The organism is Streptomyces sp. NPDC012827 (assembly GCF_042900905.1).
Lineage (GTDB): Bacteria > Actinomycetota > Actinomycetes > Streptomycetales > Streptomycetaceae > Streptomyces > Streptomyces gulbargensis.
The window spans coordinates 51,244-68,087 of the sequence record NZ_JBIBBY010000008.1 but is presented as its reverse complement, the minus strand read 5'-3'; the positions used below and the strand labels follow the sequence as shown (position 1 = coordinate 68,087).

The 16,844-nt window shown below is 74.3% G+C and carries 14 protein-coding genes; 6 read left to right on the top strand and 8 right to left on the bottom strand.

Annotated features, from left to right (window positions below; all coding sequences use genetic code 11):
• Positions 1–6 precede the first annotated feature (6 nt).
• The 5 genes from ACFY60_RS18910 (at position 7) to ACFY60_RS18890 (ending at position 4,584) form a co-directional block, all read left to right on the top strand.
• Complete coding sequence (locus ACFY60_RS18910) at positions 7–555, top strand: flavin reductase family protein (protein WP_388611854.1); 549 nt, start codon at positions 7–9, stop codon at positions 553–555.
• Between the two features lie 288 nt (positions 556–843).
• Positions 844–1,170 (top strand): STAS domain-containing protein, encoded by a 327-nt coding sequence (locus ACFY60_RS18905; RefSeq protein WP_388611852.1) that lies wholly within the window; start codon positions 844–846, stop codon positions 1,168–1,170.
• A gap of 363 nt (positions 1,171–1,533) precedes the next feature.
• The gene (locus ACFY60_RS18900) at positions 1,534–2,496 is read left to right on the top strand and encodes a ribosome-inactivating family protein (protein WP_388611851.1); all 963 of its coding nucleotides are present in this window, start codon (positions 1,534–1,536) and stop codon (positions 2,494–2,496) included.
• 138 nt (positions 2,497–2,634) lie between these two features.
• The gene (locus ACFY60_RS18895) at positions 2,635–3,702 is read left to right on the top strand and encodes a hypothetical protein (protein ID WP_388611849.1); all 1,068 of its coding nucleotides are present in this window, start codon (positions 2,635–2,637) and stop codon (positions 3,700–3,702) included.
• A gap of 273 nt (positions 3,703–3,975) precedes the next feature.
• The gene (locus ACFY60_RS18890; RefSeq protein ID WP_388611847.1) at positions 3,976–4,584 is read left to right on the top strand and encodes a LuxR C-terminal-related transcriptional regulator; all 609 of its coding nucleotides are present in this window, start codon (positions 3,976–3,978) and stop codon (positions 4,582–4,584) included.
• Between the two features lie 34 nt (positions 4,585–4,618).
• On the opposite strand, the gene ACFY60_RS18885 is transcribed toward ACFY60_RS18890, so the two are convergent.
• The 5 genes from ACFY60_RS18885 to ACFY60_RS18865 all read right to left on the bottom strand — a co-directional run bounded on the left by ACFY60_RS18885 (position 4,619) and on the right by ACFY60_RS18865 (position 13,183).
• Complete coding sequence (locus tag ACFY60_RS18885) at positions 4,619–6,403, bottom strand: ATP-binding cassette domain-containing protein (RefSeq protein WP_388611845.1); 1,785 nt, start codon at positions 6,401–6,403, stop codon at positions 4,619–4,621.
• A complete protein-coding gene (locus tag ACFY60_RS18880) occupies positions 6,400–8,193 on the bottom strand; it encodes an ABC transporter ATP-binding protein (protein WP_388611843.1) in 1,794 nt (597 codons plus the stop codon). Before ACFY60_RS18880 ends, ACFY60_RS18885 begins: the two co-directional genes overlap by 4 nt.
• Positions 8,194–8,329: 136 nt before the next feature.
• Complete coding sequence (locus ACFY60_RS18875) at positions 8,330–8,458, bottom strand: SapB/AmfS family lanthipeptide (protein WP_015037662.1); 129 nt, start codon at positions 8,456–8,458, stop codon at positions 8,330–8,332.
• 42 nt (positions 8,459–8,500) lie between these two features.
• A complete protein-coding gene (gene lanKC, locus ACFY60_RS18870; RefSeq protein ID WP_388611841.1) occupies positions 8,501–11,137 on the bottom strand; it encodes a class III lanthionine synthetase LanKC in 2,637 nt (878 codons plus the stop codon).
• 183 nt (positions 11,138–11,320) lie between these two features.
• A complete protein-coding gene (locus tag ACFY60_RS18865; RefSeq protein WP_388611839.1) occupies positions 11,321–13,183 on the bottom strand; it encodes a hypothetical protein in 1,863 nt (620 codons plus the stop codon).
• Positions 13,184–13,431: 248 nt separating this feature from the next.
• Between ACFY60_RS18865 and ACFY60_RS18860 the strand changes: the two genes are divergently transcribed.
• On the top strand, positions 13,432–14,283 hold the full coding sequence (locus ACFY60_RS18860; RefSeq protein ID WP_388611837.1) for an MBL fold metallo-hydrolase: 852 nt from the start codon (positions 13,432–13,434) through the stop codon (positions 14,281–14,283).
• 45 nt (positions 14,284–14,328) lie between these two features.
• Here ACFY60_RS18860 and ACFY60_RS18855 read toward each other — a convergent pair whose 3' ends face one another.
• Genes ACFY60_RS18855 through ACFY60_RS18845 form a run of 3 tightly spaced genes read right to left on the bottom strand, consistent with a single transcriptional unit; the run spans position 14,329 to position 16,840 of the window.
• Positions 14,329–15,288 (bottom strand): endo alpha-1,4 polygalactosaminidase, encoded by a 960-nt coding sequence (locus ACFY60_RS18855; protein ID WP_388611835.1) that lies wholly within the window; start codon positions 15,286–15,288, stop codon positions 14,329–14,331.
• A complete protein-coding gene (locus ACFY60_RS18850; RefSeq protein WP_388611833.1) occupies positions 15,246–15,908 on the bottom strand; it encodes a spherulation-specific family 4 protein in 663 nt (220 codons plus the stop codon). The genes ACFY60_RS18855 and ACFY60_RS18850 overlap by 43 nt, the downstream gene beginning before the upstream one ends.
• Complete coding sequence (locus tag ACFY60_RS18845) at positions 15,905–16,840, bottom strand: NAD-dependent epimerase/dehydratase family protein (protein ID WP_388611831.1); 936 nt, start codon at positions 16,838–16,840, stop codon at positions 15,905–15,907. The genes ACFY60_RS18850 and ACFY60_RS18845 overlap by 4 nt, the downstream gene beginning before the upstream one ends.
• Positions 16,841–16,844: the final 4 nt, after the last annotated feature.

Sequence of the window (16,844 nt, the reverse complement as noted above, 5' to 3'; positions counted from 1 at the left end):
CACCCCATGGGCCTTCCCGCCCCCACCGACACGTCCCTGCCGCCGGCCTCCGACAGCCGCGCCCGGCACGGGCGACGCGCCGACCGCGACACCTTCTGCACCGCCATGACCCATCTCCCCAGCGGCGTCAGCATCATCACGACGCAGAGTCCGGACGGCCCCCTGGGCTGCACCGTCAACTCCGTCATCTCGCTGTCCGCCCAACCGCCTTCGCTGCTGGTCTCCCTCGCCAACACCAGCCGCACCCTGCTCCACGCCCTGCGCACCGGCGGCTTCGCCGTCAACGTCGTCTCCTGGCGGCAACGGGAGCTCTACCGCCGGTTCGCCCAGGGAGACCCCCTGCGCCGCTTCGACGACGTCGCGTACACCGTTCATGACGGCCAGCCCGTACTGGCCCACACGTCCGCCGTCTTCACCTGCACGGTCGAACGGTCCATCGAGGTGGGCGACCACACCCTGCTGGTCGGCAGCCCCGTCGAGGCGTCCCACGACGCGGACGCCCACCCGCTGGTCCTCCACCGCCACCGCGCACACCGACTCGACCCGTACGGATGACACCTCCGGAAGGGCGGTGAGCAAGACCTGTCCACGAGGCTCCGGCCCGGGCAAGGTCAAGGTTTGCCCAGGGAGGCCCGGACGGGCTGGCCACGGCAGCGCCGGGCGTGCGACGGTGGCAGGAGCCGGCCTGGTCCGGTGAGCGACCCCGCGTCCTGTCCGGGCCACCTTGCCGGTGACCGAGAAGCGACGCGGGTGGTCTTGCCCGGCCGCGTGTGGTCCTACGCCGCGCGCTTGGCACCCGCCCTGGGCGGGGTGCGAAAGGCTCGATCCCGGAAGGGACGGACCATGCGCGACTTCACTGTGACAGCCGCCCATCACCCCGGGGGGACCGTCGTCACCGTGTGCGGTGAGATGGACCTCGACACCTCCCCGCAGGTCGAGGAGATCGCCGCCGCCCTGCCCGTCGGGAACGAGACCGTCTGCCTGGACCTGTCCGCGGTGCCGTTCCTCGACTCCATGGGTCTCAACACGCTTCTGCGGCTGCGGCGCCGCGTCCGGACCCACGGCGGCCGCCTCCTCCTGGCCGGCCTCCAGACCCAGCCGAGCGACGTGCTGCACCTGACGGAGACGTACGTCCTCTTCGACACCGGCGTCTCTCCCGCCCCGCGCTGACGTACGGCCCGGGCCCCCGGTTTCGACGGCGACAGGACGGTCCCGCAGTGACCCCCTGTGCGGGTCGCGTACGCATCGACTCCGACGACGCGCGGGGGCGGAAGCCTTTCCCACCTCGCGCCCGTGCAGGAGTCCGGTGCCGAGCAGCTGCGTTAGCGGTGCGTCGGCGGGTCGTTAGCAGTGATCCGTAGCGTCGGTCCCACGGAAGGCGGACGAGCGGCTTCGCCGCCGGCCGTGCAGAGGTGCTCACCATCGATGTCGACATCCGCGCGAAGGGCGGCGACGGACGTTACCGGTCCGGCGACCACGCGTGGGGCACGACGCGATCCGACCGCGCTCAACCGACCCCGGAGAACCCGTCGCATGAAAATCAACCCATCCGCCCGCCCGGTGTTGGCGCGCATCGTCCTCCTGGTTCTGGCGTTGCTGGCATCCGTCGGACTCACGCAGGCCCCCGCCCCCACCGCGACCGCGGTGACACCGCGGTGGGTTCGCGTGGACTGGGACATCACCCACCTCCAGCCGAATACGTCCAGTTCGTACGCCGCGAACTCCTACTGGTCGATGCTGGCGTCGGTCCGGCAGTACGCGAGCACGGGAATTCCGCCCCATCACGGCGCCACCTATTCCATCACCGACCCCAATTCGAACAGGTACATCGAAGTCGCGCTGGTGGACTGGTCGAACGAGGCGGTGCCGCATCGACTGTCCCTCATCCTTGACGCGAGAAATCTCTACGCGGTGGGGTTCTTCACGCCTCAAAGCAGGTACCTCTTCCGCGACATGGACGTGAACCGCATCGTGGCCTCGTACAACGCCGTCCACGGCGGGCTGCGGCCGGAACACTTCACCTACCTGCCGTACGGCGAGAACTACAACGACTTCTCCCGGGACGAGTGGCGCGCCAACACGTCATTTCTGGGGCTGAGAAACGACATCAACACTCTTGTCGCCCTCAGTGGAAACATAGGCCAGAACACGCCTCCGGCCATCGCCGCCGGACGTTCCCTCACTCAGGTCGTGGCCGCGGTGTCCGAAGCCGCCCGATTCGGATGGATCCAGAATCGCATCCTCAACACGATCCGGAGCGGTTCCGACATCGACGGGCACAGCAGGTACAGCCACCTGGGCCCCTTCGGTGCCGAAATGGAAACCAGCTGGGCGGCCCTCACCCGCCTCCTTGCCGCCAACGCGGCGGGACGACAAGGGGTGCCGGTGACCATCAACAACCGGGTCTATGCGAATCGCACGGAAGTGGAGCAGGGGGACCCGAGCCGGAACATGCCCGCCATCGACGTGTTCGTCGCTCTCGGATCCCAATGGTGACCTGACCCCGCGTGCCCGCGCCACCGAGTGGCGCGGGCACGCCGACGCAGGGGCCGGATCGGCTCGCGTCACCGACCCGACCCCACGTAGGGACCGACAAGGCGCACGGCGCCGGCCCTGGCCGTCATAATCGCGTGCATGTTCCGTATCGCACGCACGCTCGCCCTGGCCTTCTGTACGGCCGTCGTGGCGACCGCCGCCACGGTGGCCCCGGCCCGGGCCGCCGACGAACTGCCCGGTGGCAAGGCGAACTACGTCGTCTCCCTGGGCCATCTCAAGGACGGCAGCACCCACGACAACTGGGTCCGCCTGGGTACGTACGCCTTCGACGCCGCCTCCGGCACCGTCTCGGCGCACATGTACGTGTGGTCGCAGGCCGCCCCCAAGCCGCGCATCGGCACCGGCACCGTCCCCGACGCCAGCTGCACCACCACCGACCCGAGGAGCACGAGCAGGGTCCTGGACTGCGAGGTCAAGACGGTCGACGGCTTCACCACCACCCCGAACGAAACGCGCACCGGCGTCTACACCCTGCAGACCGACACCGTCGACGGGGTGTCCACGCCGACCGTGTGGATCTCCTGGAACCACTCCACCGCCTGGACGGAGAAGTGGGCGATCGAGACCGGTACCGGCCTGAGCCGCCTGTCGTTCCTCCACAACACCAAAGCCACCCTGGGCTACGGCTACGGCAGCAACGCCTCCCTCGGCACCCGCCGTGCCCTGTCCAGCGTCCAGGCCCACGACGCCACCATGCGGCTCGACGGCAGGTCCTGGTCCAAGGACGCGCTGACCGTCTCCGGTGGCGTCTTCCAGAACCAGGCGTTCACCACCTGCCGGACCACGACCTGGTGTCTCACCCACCTCCAGCCGACCTCCGCGCGCGCCTGCCAGAAGGACAGCGGCTGCCCGAACCACGGCGGCGGCACGACGGCGAACATCTCCTCCATCCAGTACTACATCCAGAAGCTGAGCAACACCGACCGCCGTGACACCCTGTGGCACTGGTGCACCTGCCTCGCCATGGAACGGGGCGAGAAGTGCTACACCGGCAACTCACACGTGAAGCCCATGCTCCAGGTCGTCGACGACAGCGGCGCCTTCCGTGGCTGGGTCGGCGTCGAGGCCTCCTTCTGGCCCAACGGCGGCACCAACCCGCGCGCGAGCGACATGCTCTCCGTCTTCCGCCTGACCGACTGGACCTGACGCATACCCCAGGCCGGTCGGACCCCGTTCCGGACGTGAAGGGCGCGCCGTTCCGGGGTGGGATCTGGTCAATCCCCGCGCGGGCCGGCCGGCACCGCACACCGCCGGCCTGCGTTTCCTCCGCCGGCACGGATCGGATCCGGCCGGGAGCCCCCGGCGTGCGCCCCCTGTGCGCCCGGTGACCCGTTCCTACCGGAGAGTCACGGGCAGAGGGGTGGGGTTGGCTGCTCGCGTCGCGCACCCCTGGCACGACGCAGGACCGAAGGGCTGGGAATGATACGAGTGACGGTGGTCTACGAGGCGCAACTCCTGCGCCTCGCGCTCGAGGAACTGCTGCGGTCGAGCGGGATCGACGTGGTCGCCTCGCTGCCCCGGTGGTCGCACGTACCGGCCGCCGAGCGGCCCGGGACGGACGTGTACGTCGCCGACGCGGAGTGTCTGCCACCCTCCTTCGTACCCGCGACCACTCGCTCACCCTCGCCCGGAGCCGACGCGGGCCGCTCGGCGCTCCTGGCACTCGTCCCGGGGCAGCGACCGGGGGTGCTGAGACGGGCGCACGCGGCAGGAGCGGCCGGCTTCGTCGACAAGGACAGCCCCAAGAGCCGCCTGGTGGAGGCCGTGCACCGGCTGGCCAGAGGGGAGCGCTTCATCGACGAGACGCTGGCCCTCGGGTTCCTCCAGGCCGCGGAGATGCCCCTGACCCGCCGTGAGTTGAGTGTCCTGTCGCTGGCCGCCAACGGAGCGCCGATCTCCGAGATCGCCACGACGCTGTTCCTGTCCCCGGGCACCGTCCGCAACTACATGGCGAGCGTCATACGCAAGGTCGGCGCCCGCAACCGTGTGGACGCCATCCGGATCGCCCAGGGCGCCGGGTGGACCTGACCCGCGCCGGCGTGAGGCCGCGGCGGCCGGGGGTTCACCCCCCGGCCTCGCCCCAGTGCCCCATGAGGTCGCGGTAGAGCGGGGACCGCTCCAGCAGCTCCGCGTGCGTGCCGTACTGGGCACGGGAGCCGTCGAGGACGAGGACGCGGTCGGCCCGCAGCGCGGACGACAGCCGGTGGGCCACGACCACCAGGGTGCCGGGCCGGGCCCGCAGGGCCTGTTCGGCCGTGGCCTCCGCGACGGGATCCATGTGGCAGGTCGCCTCGTCGAGCAACAACAGCGGGGGGGAGGCCAGGTGGGCCCGGCCCAGGGCGATGAGCTGGCGTTCGCCGAGGGACAGGGCGTCGGGCGTCAGCGTACGGTCGAGACCGCCCACCCGGTCGACGAGCGGCCGCAGGGCAAGCGCGTCCACGGCCCCGTCGACCTCCGGCCCACCGGCGCCGGGCCGCAGGTAGCACAGGTTCTCCCGCAGGGTGCCCGTGAAGACGTACGCCTCCTGGGGGAGCAGTACGCGCAGGGCCGCGAGTTCCGGCGGCCGGCAGGCACCGACCGCGCGGCCGAAGAGGCGTACCTCCCCCCGCTCGGGTGTCAGCAGGCCCGCCATCGCGTGCAGCAGGGTGGATTTGCCGATGCCGCTCGGACCGACGACCGCGAGGTGTTCACCCCGCTCGACGGTCAGTTCCAGCTCGTCCAGTACGGGTCGGGCCCCGGGGCCGTACGCGGCGCGCACGCCGCGCAGTTCGACAGCCGCGGTCGCCCGGCCCGCGTGGCGGGGACCGGTCGCGGGGGCGGCGGGGGCGGGGGCGGCGGGCAGCGGGCGGGTGAGCCGGTCCAGGATCACGAACAGCCGTGCGCCCGCCGCGCCCAGCACGGTCATCAGGGTGTGCAGGGCGGGGAGCAGCGACTGGAGGACGTAGGTGAGCGCCCCCACCATGGCGCCCGCCGTGACGCCCTGGCGGAGGAGCCACGGGGCCGCGGCGAGCAGCAGGAACACCGGCAGCTGCCCGGCCGTCGCCACGGAGAGCGTGCGGACGGCCGCCCAGCGGGCCAGGACGCGCTGGGCGGCCGCGGCCTCCTCGACGGCACGGCGGTTCTCCGCGGCGGTCGCCTCCTGGGCACCGCAGGCCACGATGTCGCGCAGGGCGGTACGGGTGACCCCGGCGCGCCGGCCGACCGCCTCGTCGGCGTCGAGGTAGCGGTGCTGGGCCCGTGCCATCGGCCGGAGCGACGCCGTGAACAGAGCGAGGCCCAGCACCAGGGGAGGGATCACGAGGAGGAGGAACTGCGGGGCCAGCGACACCAGGCCGGCGAGGGCTCCCACGGCGACGAAGACGAAGGAGCGGGCCGCGAGCACCAGTCCCGCGAAGCTGTCGCGGGCGATCTCGGTCTGGCTCGTCAGCCGGGACACCGCGGTGGTGTCCGCGCCGCGGCCGGCGGCGGTGGCCGAGCGCAGCGCCCGTACGACCGACCCTCGCACGAGGTCGTCACGCAACGATTCGGTCAGGTGCGGGAGTTGGGCGAAGATACCCCGGACGACGGGAGCGCCGAGCAGGATGGCCACGGCGGCCCCCGCCAGCCAGAGCAGTCCTGTGGCGGAGGAGCCCCGCAGGAAACCGTCGTCGAGGGAGCGGGCCACGCAGTAACCGCCGAGGAACGTCTGGGCGGACTCGGCGGCCGACCATGCCGCCAGTTTCGCCAGGACTCCCCTGCGGCGGAGCAGGAGGGACCGGATCGGTGCCGTGGCGCGCCGGGCCGTGGCCGTCTCCTCGAAGGCCTCCGCCGGTTCCTTCGTCCCCGTCGCGCGTGGCGGCGCCGTCACGTGCGCACCTCCGCTCCGGGCGGCGGCGCCGGCGTCCTCGCCTCGGGCGTCACGGTCTCCGCCCCGGCCGCCGGCGCCTCCGCCGTGAACACCGCGCGGTACTCCGGGTCCTCCCACAGCAGACGGTGAGGTCCGGTCCCGCGCACGCGGCCCGCCTCCATCCAGACCACCTGGTCCGCCCGGGCGGCGGTGGACACCCGGTGGGCGACGATCAGCTTGGTGCACGGTCGCGGGGACGCGGCGAGGGCGCGTTCCACCTGCCGTTCGGTGGCCGTGTCGAGACTGGACGTGGCGTCGTCGAGGATCATCAGACGCCCGTGGTTGACGAAGGCCCGCGCCAGGCCCAGGCGCTGGGCCTCCCCGCCGGACAGCGGAGCCTCGTCCACCGGGGTCTCGTAGCCGTGGGGCAGCAGCCGCAGGAAGGCGTCGGCGCAGACGGCCGTCGCCGCCTCCCGGACCCTCTCCGGCGTGGCGGGGCCCCGCGCGGGGCCGGTCCCGGCGGCCAGCGCCGCGCCGATCGTGACGGTGGCGCCACCGTCGAAGACGGGACGCGCGAAGGCGTACGCGGTCGCCCCGCGCAGCTCCGGGTCGGCCAGGTCGGCCAGGTCGACACCGTCCAGCAGAACGCGTCCGGCGTCGGGGTCGGTCAGCCGGCCCGCGACGGCCGCCAGCGTGGACTTGCCCGCGCCCGACCGGCCCACGACGGCCACCGTCGAGCCGCCGTCGACGGTGAGCGTCACGTCCGTGATCAGGGGAACACCTCCGCGCACCACCCGCACCTGCCGCAGCTCCAGGTCACCCGGCCCGTCGGGCGGCAGGACGGCGGAGCCGTGGGTCACCGGCTCCAGGTGGGCGAGTTCGGCGGTGCGATGGGCCGCGCTGCGGGCCCGGACCAGGGTGCCGAGGGGCGCCGCGACACCTCCGATCCCGGCGGCGAGCGCCGCGTACCGGGACGCGGCCATCAGTTCGCCCACGCTGACGTCACCCGCGGCGAGACCCGCTCCCGCCACCGCGACGACGGCCACGGTGAGCAGCGGGAGCAGGACACCGCTGCGGGCCACGGCACGGCCGTGGACGAGCCACATGCGCGTGCCGTGCAGGCTCAGTTCCGGCAGGAGGGCGAGGACGCGGTCCTCCTCGCGGCGTGCCGTGTCGGCGGCGGCGATGGTACGGGCGCCGCCGAGGGCTTCGGCCAGCCGGGCTGCCATGGCGCCCTGCGCCTGCTGGTACCGGCCGACCGAGTCGGAGGACTGGGTGGCGAACGCGCGCAGGAGCAACAGGAGCAGCGGGAGACCGGCGGCGAAGACCACCGCGGTCCAGGGGTGGATGAGCGCCAGGGCCACGAGCGCGCCGATCGGCACGAGCACGGAGGCGACCGAGGTCGCGAGGGCCGCCGGGGCGGTGCCGCTGTCGGTGGCGTTGACGCACAGCCGCGCGGCCACGTCGCCGCCCGAGTGGGGCGCCGCCCGGTGCGGGGCGGTGCCGAGGAGGCCGGCCAGTGCGCGCAGCCGGATCCAGGCGGTGGCACGGGCGTTGGCGAGCTGGGTCAGGAGCACGGTGCCCGTCTCCGCGAGGATCTCCGCGGCGAGCACGGCGGCGGTCCACACCAGCCACGTCCGTGCCCCGGGACCGTCGCGCAGCAGCAGGTCCAGGGTCCTGCCGGCGAGCGCGGGGACGGCGAGCGAGCAGGCGGCGCCGACGACGGAGCAGAGCAGCAGCGCCGCGGTGATGCCCGCGGTGTGCCGTGCGGCGCCGATGAGCAGCCGGTCGGAACCGGTCGGCGGGGCCATCCGATCCCCTCTCTTCCCTTCTCGTACCGGAACGCCCCCGCGAGGCCCCGACGGCCGGTGCCCCGGGAGCAGCGCTCCAGGGGCACCGTGACTCCGCGCCGGCGTTTCAGGGCGCCGTGCGGGAAGCCGGATCGGGTCAGTTACAGGTCGTCACGCTGAGGCTGCTGTCGCCGCAGAGCAGGAGGCTCGCGCGGCTCCCGGTCTCGACGTCACCGATGGCCTCGTCCTTGGGGGTCTCCAGCGACTGAAGGTCGAACAGGTTCATGATCGTTCCTTTCGTTGTCGGACGGTGTTGCGGGACGACCCCTTATGGGGCCGGTTCGTGGGGCCGCGGAAGCGGCGGGAGGAACGGCAGCTGCGCCGGGCGGTCGTCCAGCGCCGCCGCGAGGGCCAGCAGGACGCCGGCGGTGCCGGTGGAGAGGTCCATGGAGAGGCGCATCATCTGCTCACCGGGGAAGGCGAGGTGGCCCTGGTAGGACATGGCGTGCCAGGTGAGGCACCCGACCTGGCGGCGTACGTCCCCGGGCGTCGTCCCCGGTCCGCCGGCGTTCGTACGGGAGAGGTGGAGCACCATCCCGGCGACGCCGCGGAAGAGGCCCGGCTGGGCGTAGAAGGTGGCCTGCGCCGCCCGTACGATGTCGCGGCGGGCCCGGTCCAGGACGTCGTCCTGCCGGTGGAGCAGATAGTCGTCGATCACCATGCCGATGCCGACACTGCCCGCGCCGAGGTAGGGCATCGTGCGCCAGCCCTCGTCGACCTGCAGGGTCCCGGAGGCCCCGCGGACGCAGCGGGAGAGGTCGTCGTGGAGCGCCTCGGCGGCGAGGTCGAGGAGCGCGGAGTCCCGCGTGCGTTCGTAGAGCCGTACGAACAGCAGGGCGCGTCCGGCACCGCCGTGCAGCAGCCCCGTGCGCACGGTGCCCGGCGCCGCCGTCCCCGTCGTCCGGGCGGAGTTCCTGAGCGGGCGGGCCGTCAGCTCGGCGCAGCGCAGGGCCGCCGCGTGCAGGCGGCTCTCGCCGGTGGTGGCGGCCAGGGCGTCCAGGGCGAGGCCGATGCCGGCGGTCCCGCCGTGCAGGTCGGGGGCGAGGGCGTCGTGGTCCTCTTCCAGCACGAGTGCGGCCAGTTCGAGCGCGGCGGCGGTGTGCCCGAGCCGGTCGAGGGTCCACGCGACGCCGGTGAGCCCGTCGTAGAAACCGAGCGGCGTGCCGGAGCCGGGTTCCTTGGCGTACCGCAGCAGTCTGTCCTCGGCCTCCGGACATCGAGGGGCCCCGCTCTCCCGCAGGGCGTGGAGCACTCCCGCGGTGCCGTACGCGAAGGACATGCCGCCGCCGGCGGTGGCGAACTGGGCGATGTCGCCGGGAAAGAACCGGTCCTCCCTGTCCGGCGTCGCCGACGCGAGGACGGCGCGCACCAGGGAGTCACGGGCGGCGGGCCAGTCCCCCGGCTCCACGGGCAGGAACCGGGAGGGGTCCGGGTGTCGAGCGGCCACCCGGACGCCGTCGCCGGGCCGGTTCGCGGCCGGCTCGCGCGTGATCTCCCGCACCGCCTCGTCCAGGAACCCGGAGGGCACCGGGAACCGCGCCGCGGCGGCCTCCGCCAGGTGCGCGGCCTTGGCCCGGTCCACCGCCAGCAGACTGGTGAGGGGGATGAACAGGGCGATGCGGAGGCACGCGAGGGCGTACCGGTCCACGTCGAAGCCCCGCCGGTCGGCCGGTGCCACGAACGCCGGGTTGGCGACGGTCTGGCGGCCGCCCTCCGCGGCGGGCTTGGCGGCTTCGAAGTCCAGCAGCACCACCGAGGACTCGTCCTCGGACACCATGATGTTGAACAGATGGAGGTCGTTGAAGACGATCCCGCGTGCGTGGACCTCGGCCACGGCCCGCTCGACGAGCCCGTGGATCCTCAGGGCCCACTCCGTGTACTCCGCGAGCCTCTGCGCCGGCGGGTCGGCCTCCATGAGCGGATGCCGCCGGGCGAAGAAGGTGTTGAGCGGCTTGCCCTCCACGAACTCCAGCGCCAGGAAGTGGTGGTCGCCGACCGTGAAGCTGTCGAGGACCTCCGGTGTGCAGGCGAGCCCCGACAGCTTCTCCAGCGCCTCCCGTTCGCGGCGCAGCCGGGTCACGGCGTCCGCCCCGTCCGCGGCGAGCCCGGCGTACGGGCGCGCCTCCTTCAGGACGACCCGCCGACCGGTCGGCCGGTGCACGGCCTCGTACACTCCGCCGCCGTTGGAGAAGTGCAGCGCCTTCTCGATCTCGTACGGCAGGTCCCGCACGGTCACCGCGGCCCGTGCCGCGAGGTGCGGCAGCAGGAAGGCGGGCGGGGTCACCCAGTCGGGCACGTGGAAGACAGGACCGCGCAGATCGGGTACGAGCGTCCCGGAAGCGTCCTCCAGGGCCGGCCGCAGCTCCCCGTTCCCGTCGTAGCAGTGGCGGCGGGTGAAGCTTCCGTACCGCAGGTGCACGGGACCCCGGCCCCACCGCAGGTCGCTCAGGATGTACGGGCCGGCCTCGCCGTCCAGGAGCCCGGCCAGGTCGGTGGCCACGCGCTCGCACTCCCGGTCGTCGGCCGGGTAGACGGTGATGAACTTGCCGCTCGCCGAGCGGTCCGCGTACTTGGCGTTGCGCTGGTGCAGCAGGTAGCGGCTGGGGACGAACTTGAAGGCGACCTCGTGCTCCAGGCAGTACTCCCGGACCGTGGCGAGCACCGCCTCCGCGTTGTCGAGACCGGCCGAGACGTGGATCTTCCAGCCCTGCGGAGGGAGCGGGCGGTCCAGCGGACGCAGGGCGAGCCAGTCGCCCGTCCGGTGCGAGGTCCAGCCCTCGGGTACGGGGAGGGTGGCGGCCCGGTAGAGGGAGCCGCCGCTCCCGGTCTCGCCGAAGACGAGGCGGTGCGGCGCGTCGTAGAAGTGACGGTCGGCGTCGCAGAAGACCGCGTACCCCTTGTTCACTGCGCACTCCCTCGGTCGGTGACAACACGACGTTGTCACGTCCCCCACGGGCCCCGACAGTCGCCGCTGTCACCTTCCGTGTGTGCGGAACGCATGGGTAACCAGGGCCGATCGGACACCGGCGGAGTTCCCTTCCGGACCGGGCCGCGGTCGCCGTTCGCGGAACGGGGCGCCGCCGAGGCGTCACAGGAGAAGCAGGACCGCCGCACCCCACAGCACGGACAGGGCCGACAGCGGCGGCCCGACGGGCATGCCCTGCCGCCCGGCCGATGCCTTCCCGAGCGGCCGCAGCTCCGGTCGGAGCACGAGCGCCCGCAGCTCCTCGGTGGCGCGCACCGCCCGCGGCTCGCGGCCCAGGCGGCGCTCCAGCCAGGCCCAGCCGGTGGGGGAGAGCTCGACGGGGGAGTCCTCCGCCCGGTCCACGCGGATGCGGTCGTCGGAGTGCCGCACCCCGGTGATGACGTCCCACGGCACCTGCCGCACGCGCCAGGCTCCCATGACCCACAGCCCGTCGCGGTCTGCGGTGACACGCCAGGTGAGCGCCGTCGCGACGGCCGTGAGCAGCCACGGCAGGCCCAGCGGCAGCCACAGCCAGGACCACGAGGGCCCGTCGTCGAGCGCGGCCCAGATGCCGCCGCCCTGCACCACGAGCAGAGCGAGGCCCACCGCGCGCGAGAAGCCGTGGGCCCGCCACACCCGCGGGGCCGACGTGGGCGGGGCGACGCCGCTCCCGTCACGGGGCCGGCGCCGGCTCGATCCCGTACGGTGCCAATCCTCCGCCGACGCCGGGACGGCCGGCTTCACCGCGGTGACGCTGCACTCCACCGACACCTCGTCGCCGTCCGGCCCCTCGGGCGCGACGAAGACGAGTTCCGCGCCGGTGCAGGGGACCCCGTACAGGACGGCCTCCCGCAGCGGGGGGAGAGGGTCCTCGCCCCTGAGGATCTCCACGACCTTGTCGAGGGCGACCGCGGCCTCCAGGTCGTCGTCCTCCTCGGCATCGTCCTCGTCCCGTTCCCCGAAGGCGTGCAGGGAGTGGAAGGACAGAATCGGCCGCAGGCCCTCCCGGTCGTCGGCCGCGAACACCCAGGTACGGCCGTCGTCATGACCTTCGCGCACCAGGACACGCAGCACCGGCAGCGGTTCGCCCCGCAACCGCTTCGCACGTGTCCGCCCGTCCACACCGTTGGCGAGGAACGCCGTCCCCGCGACGGAGCCGGCCAGCACCAGCAGCTCCCAGCCGAAGACGTCGTACGGCTCCGCGACCAGTGCCGCCCAGTCACCCGCCACGACGATGTCCACCCGGCTGCCCACGGGGAAGTCCTCGGGGTAGGCCGTCTCGAAGCGATGGGTACGTCCGCCGGCCTCCACCTCCAGGACGTCGGTGTCGGCGTCCTGCTCCAGGCCCGTGACCCGTCCGGTCAGCTGGGTCGCTCCCGCGGCCCGTTCCTCGTACGCGCCGGCGATCTGCCCGGCCCGCAGGAAGCCGAACGCGGCGACGGCCAGCAGCAGCGCCGCGAGAACGAAGGAGAACCGGCCCCGCCGGAACGTCCCCGCCGCGGCGGGCAGCGGATGCACGACCGGTCCGGCGGCGGCGAGCGCCCGTGCCCGCTGCCGGCCGGCGGCGGCCAGCCGGTGGACGAGGCCGGCGGCGGTGAACGCGACCGCCAGCAGGAACGCGAGCGCCGACGGTTCGCCGAAGGCCGCCGTGAAGCCGCCCTGCACGGCGAAGACCGCCAGCGTGCCCCCCAGCCCGGCGAGCGCGAGCCGCGGCTGCCGCCACACCCAGTACCACGTCAACACCAGCACGGCGGCCGCTCCCAGCCCCGGCCAGTCGGTACCGCAGGGGTCGGCGGAGGTGCACGGCGCGACAGGAGCTGCCGCCACGTCCCACGCGAACGAGCCGGCCAGCGCCGCCAGCGCCCACCCGGGATGCGCCCATCCGGCGGGCACCGCGGCGAGCCAGCGCCGGGCGTCGGGGGTCCGCCAGGGGACGGCACCGGGGGGTATGTGCTCGGCGGCCAACGGCACGGGGTGTCTGCTCACCCGCGCATTATGACCGCGCACCGGAAACCGGACGGCCGCGGGGCCCCCTCCGGGCGGCGGCCGCCTTCCGCGCTCCGCTCGTCCCCGATTCCCCGCACAGTCGTCTCGGATCCGGGCACCGAACGGCACCGGTCGCGGTCGGCCCGCAACCACCCTGCCTGCGGGCCGTCTTGGCCTCGCACGGGTCGGGGCCGGTACGGCGCGGACCGGGTCGCCGCGCGCATGAGGGGCATGGCAGGATCGCGGCCATGTCCCTCAGCGTTCCCCGCCTCCGGATCGGCTCGACCGAGATCATCGCCCTGGCCGACGGCGAGGGCCCGTTCTTCTCGCCCCGCGAGGAGGTCTTCCCCGAGGCCACGGCCGCCCAGTGGGCCGAGGCCGACCGCTTCGATCCGGGCGCGGTCGACACCGAGGGCCGCTGGCGGCTGCAGTTCCGGGCGTACGCGATCCGCAGCGACAAGGGCGTCACCGTCGTGGACGCCGGTATCGGTCCCGCCGACGGTCCGGCAGCCTCGTGGGCGCCCGTGCCCGGCGCGCTCCCCGCCTCGCTCGCCGCCGCGGGCGTCGACCCGGCGGACGTCGACACCGTGGTGCTCACCCACCTGCACACCGACCACGTCGGATGGGCGGTCGTGACCGAGGCAGCCGTCCCCCCGGCGGGCGGCGCGGCGGACGGCGGCACCCCGGGCCGCCGCCCCTACTTCCCCCACGCCGAATACCTCCTCCAGCGCACCGAGTTCGACGCCCTCGACTCGCTCAACCCGCAGCTCCGCGAGACCCTCATCGACCCGCTGTCGGCCGCCGGCCGGCTCCGGCTCCTCGACGGCGACACCCCGCTGCGCGCCGGACGCGCGGTCGCCACACCCGGTCACACCCCCGGCCACCAGAGCGTGCTGGTCACCGCCGGCCACGAGCAGGCTCTCGTCACCGGCGACCTCCTGGTGCACGCGCTCCAGCTCCTCCACCCGGATCTCGCCTACGCGCACGAGGTCGACCCCGGGGCCGCGCGGGTGTCGAGACGGCGCATGCTCGGCCGCGACCCGGCCGCCACGCTGCACCTGGCGACGCCCCATCTGACGGAGCCGTTCCTCCCGGCGTGATCGCCGCCGTCGCGTGGCGCGGCGGACACGCGGAGCCGGCCGGGGTCAGCAGGGCCGGCGCCAGACGTCGAGTTCCGGGTGCTTCAGCATCGACGACAGGCGCAGGGCTCGGGCCTCGGGGCAGAAGCGGTGGGCCGGCTCCGTGTACTCCACGTGGAAGACGGCCTTCCCGGCGGCGACGAACGGTTCGAGCAGGGCGCACTCACCGAACTCCGCGCACTCCTCGTTGACCGCGAAGTCGAAGTCGCCGACGAGCGCGGGGATCTGGGCCAGGTCGTTCTTCAGTCCCACCGCAAGACCCCGCTCATGGGCGATGGCGGCGATCATGCGGTTGTAGCGGAGCTGGTCCCGGGCCGTCAGCGGGAACCCGGTGTCGTTCGCGTATCCCTCGACCAGGTCCGGCTCGACGGCGTCGAACCCCTTGTCACGGCACATGTCGAAGCGCCGTTCCATGAGCGGGCGCAGCACCTCCAGGCGGCGGATGTCGAGCCAGCGCTCCCCGTCCCAGCCGTTGGGGCGGCCCAGGACGGACCGGGGGAAGGCGTCGCGGTCGGGGCGGAAGTCCTCCCAGGCGCCGACGTTCACGTAGCAGATGACCTTCCGCCCGGCCCGGTGCAGCCGGGCCACGTCGGCGGCGCCGTTCTCGAACCCGTCGATGTCGTACACCGCCACGTCGACCGAGGGATCGACCCGGCCGTCGAGCTGCCACTGCCAGCTCAGACCGGGCCGCGGCTGCCACCTCCGGCCGGCGGGGGGAGCGCCCCCGGGCCGCGCCGTACGCTCCGGGGCCGCCGTACGGCCGGGGGAGCGGGTGGGGTCCGGGGACGCCGGCCGGTCGGACGGAGCCGTACGGGCGGGAGCCGTCGGGGCCGCACCGGCATCCGTCCCCGCCCCGCCGCACCCCGCGAGCGCGGCCGGCAGCAGCAGGACCGCCACGGCGGCCGCCCGGAGGCCCCGGCGGTTCACCGTTCCGCCTCCGTCAGCGCGGGGGTCAACCCCGCCCATGGGTTGGGCAGTTCGCCCGTCACCGGACCGCAGACCGCCGCTCCCCGCTCCCGCGCCGTCCGCACGGCGAGCGGCACCAGCGGCCGCGGCACCCCGTACACGAGGTGGCACAGCCGGCCCGAGGACGGCCGCGCCGCCCACCCCGGCCGGCTGAACCCGGACACGTACGTCGACCACGGCCCCTCGAAGGTGACGGTCAGGTCGGCCAGCCGGGCGTAGCCGGGGGCCGGGTGGACGCCGGGGTTGAGGACGACGGCCGTCGCCCCGGCCCGGCGCAGCCCGCGCACCAGGCGCCGGCACTCCGCCAGCCCCTCCCGGCGGGCGGTCGTCCGGTCCAGGAAACAGCCGTCCACCCCGTACCACTCGCGGTGCCGCCTCCAGTCGGCGATGACGCGCTCCGTCCCGCGCACCCCGTAGTCGGTGTCCACGTAGCCGAGGAGCCGGGCCCCGGTGGCGCTCAGGGCCCGGGCCGCCGCCGTGAAGGCCGGATCCGGCGCGTCCCCGGGACCGCTCGCCGGGTTGATCACCACCCCGTAGGTCCGCTCGGTCGCCGTGAGCAGCCGCCGCCACGCCTCCGGGTCCTCGGCGGGGTGGACGTACAGCGGGATCAGCAGGTTCACGGCGCGGCCACCTCCTCGGGGGCGCGGGCCGGTGCCCGCGCCGCCCACAGCGCGGCGGCCGAGTCGCCGAGGGAGTGCGCGGGCCGCCAGCCGAGGGCCTCGCGGGCGGCGGTGACGGAGGAGCACTGCCAGGAGACGCGGGCGGACCGCTCGGAGCCGCCGTCCCCCTCGTCGATCCGGCCGGTGAACCCGGCCGCGTCCGCCAGGCGCCGCACCAGTTCCCGTACGGGCACGGCCTGCCCGCCCGAGACGTTGAGGACGGGCGGCAGGGGGCCGGCGGCGGTGGCCGCCAGCTCCACCGCGCGCGCCACGTCCCGCACGTCGACGAAGTCGCGGTACGCCGACAGGTCACCCAGCCTCAGCACCTGCTCCGCCTCCGCCCCCGGCCGCCGGGCCGCCAGGCCGGCCAGCAGGTCCGCGACCCGGCCCGGCAGCCCGGTCGCGGGCGCCCCGGGCCCCACCGGGTTGCCGACCCGGAGCACCACGGCGTCCAGGCCGGACGCCGTCACCGCCACCGTCCCGGCCAGCTTGGTCGCCCCGTACGGCCCGGCCGGGGCGCACGGGTCGGCCTCCGCCGCCGGACGGCCGGGGTGGCCCGGACCGTACTCGGCGGCGGAGCCGAGGTGGACCAGCCGCGCGCCGGGCGCGGCCTCCCGCAGCGCCGCGCACAGCGCGGCCGGGCCGCGCGCGTTGGCCTCCGCGAGGTGGACGGCGTCGCCGCCGGTCGCTCCGGCGCAGTTGACGACGGCGTCGGGCGCCGCCGCCGCGAGCACCCGGGCCATCTCGCGGGGACGGCCGGCGGCGAGGTCCACGGGGACGTCGGCCGCCGGGGAGCGGCCCCCGGTGAGCACGGTGGTGCCGGGGCGGGCCCGCAGCCGCTCGGAGACATGGCCGCCCAGGTATCCGCCGGCGCCGAGGAGAAGGATGCGCATCGGT

Bases quoted from the DNA above. Each gene is read 5' to 3' on its own strand.
- ACFY60_RS18910 (WP_388611854.1), top strand. From the start codon at position 7: ATGGGCCTTCCCGCCCCCACCGACACGTCCCTGCCGCCGGCCTCCGAC.
- ACFY60_RS18905 (WP_388611852.1), top strand. From the start codon at position 844: ATGCGCGACTTCACTGTGACAGCCGCCCATCACCCCGGGGGGACCGTC.
- ACFY60_RS18900 (WP_388611851.1), top strand. From the start codon at position 1,534: ATGAAAATCAACCCATCCGCCCGCCCGGTGTTGGCGCGCATCGTCCTC.
- ACFY60_RS18895 (WP_388611849.1), top strand. From the start codon at position 2,635: ATGTTCCGTATCGCACGCACGCTCGCCCTGGCCTTCTGTACGGCCGTC.
- ACFY60_RS18890 (WP_388611847.1), top strand. From the start codon at position 3,976: ATGATACGAGTGACGGTGGTCTACGAGGCGCAACTCCTGCGCCTCGCG.
- ACFY60_RS18880 (WP_388611843.1), bottom strand. From the start codon at position 8,193: ATGGCCCCGCCGACCGGTTCCGACCGGCTGCTCATCGGCGCCGCACGG.
- ACFY60_RS18875 (WP_015037662.1), bottom strand. From the start codon at position 8,458: ATGAACCTGTTCGACCTTCAGTCGCTGGAGACCCCCAAGGACGAGGCC.
- ACFY60_RS18860 (WP_388611837.1), top strand. From the start codon at position 13,432: ATGTCCCTCAGCGTTCCCCGCCTCCGGATCGGCTCGACCGAGATCATC.
- ACFY60_RS18855 (WP_388611835.1), bottom strand. From the start codon at position 15,288: ATGGGCGGGGTTGACCCCCGCGCTGACGGAGGCGGAACGGTGAACCGC.
- ACFY60_RS18845 (WP_388611831.1), bottom strand. From the start codon at position 16,840: ATGCGCATCCTTCTCCTCGGCGCCGGCGGATACCTGGGCGGCCATGTC.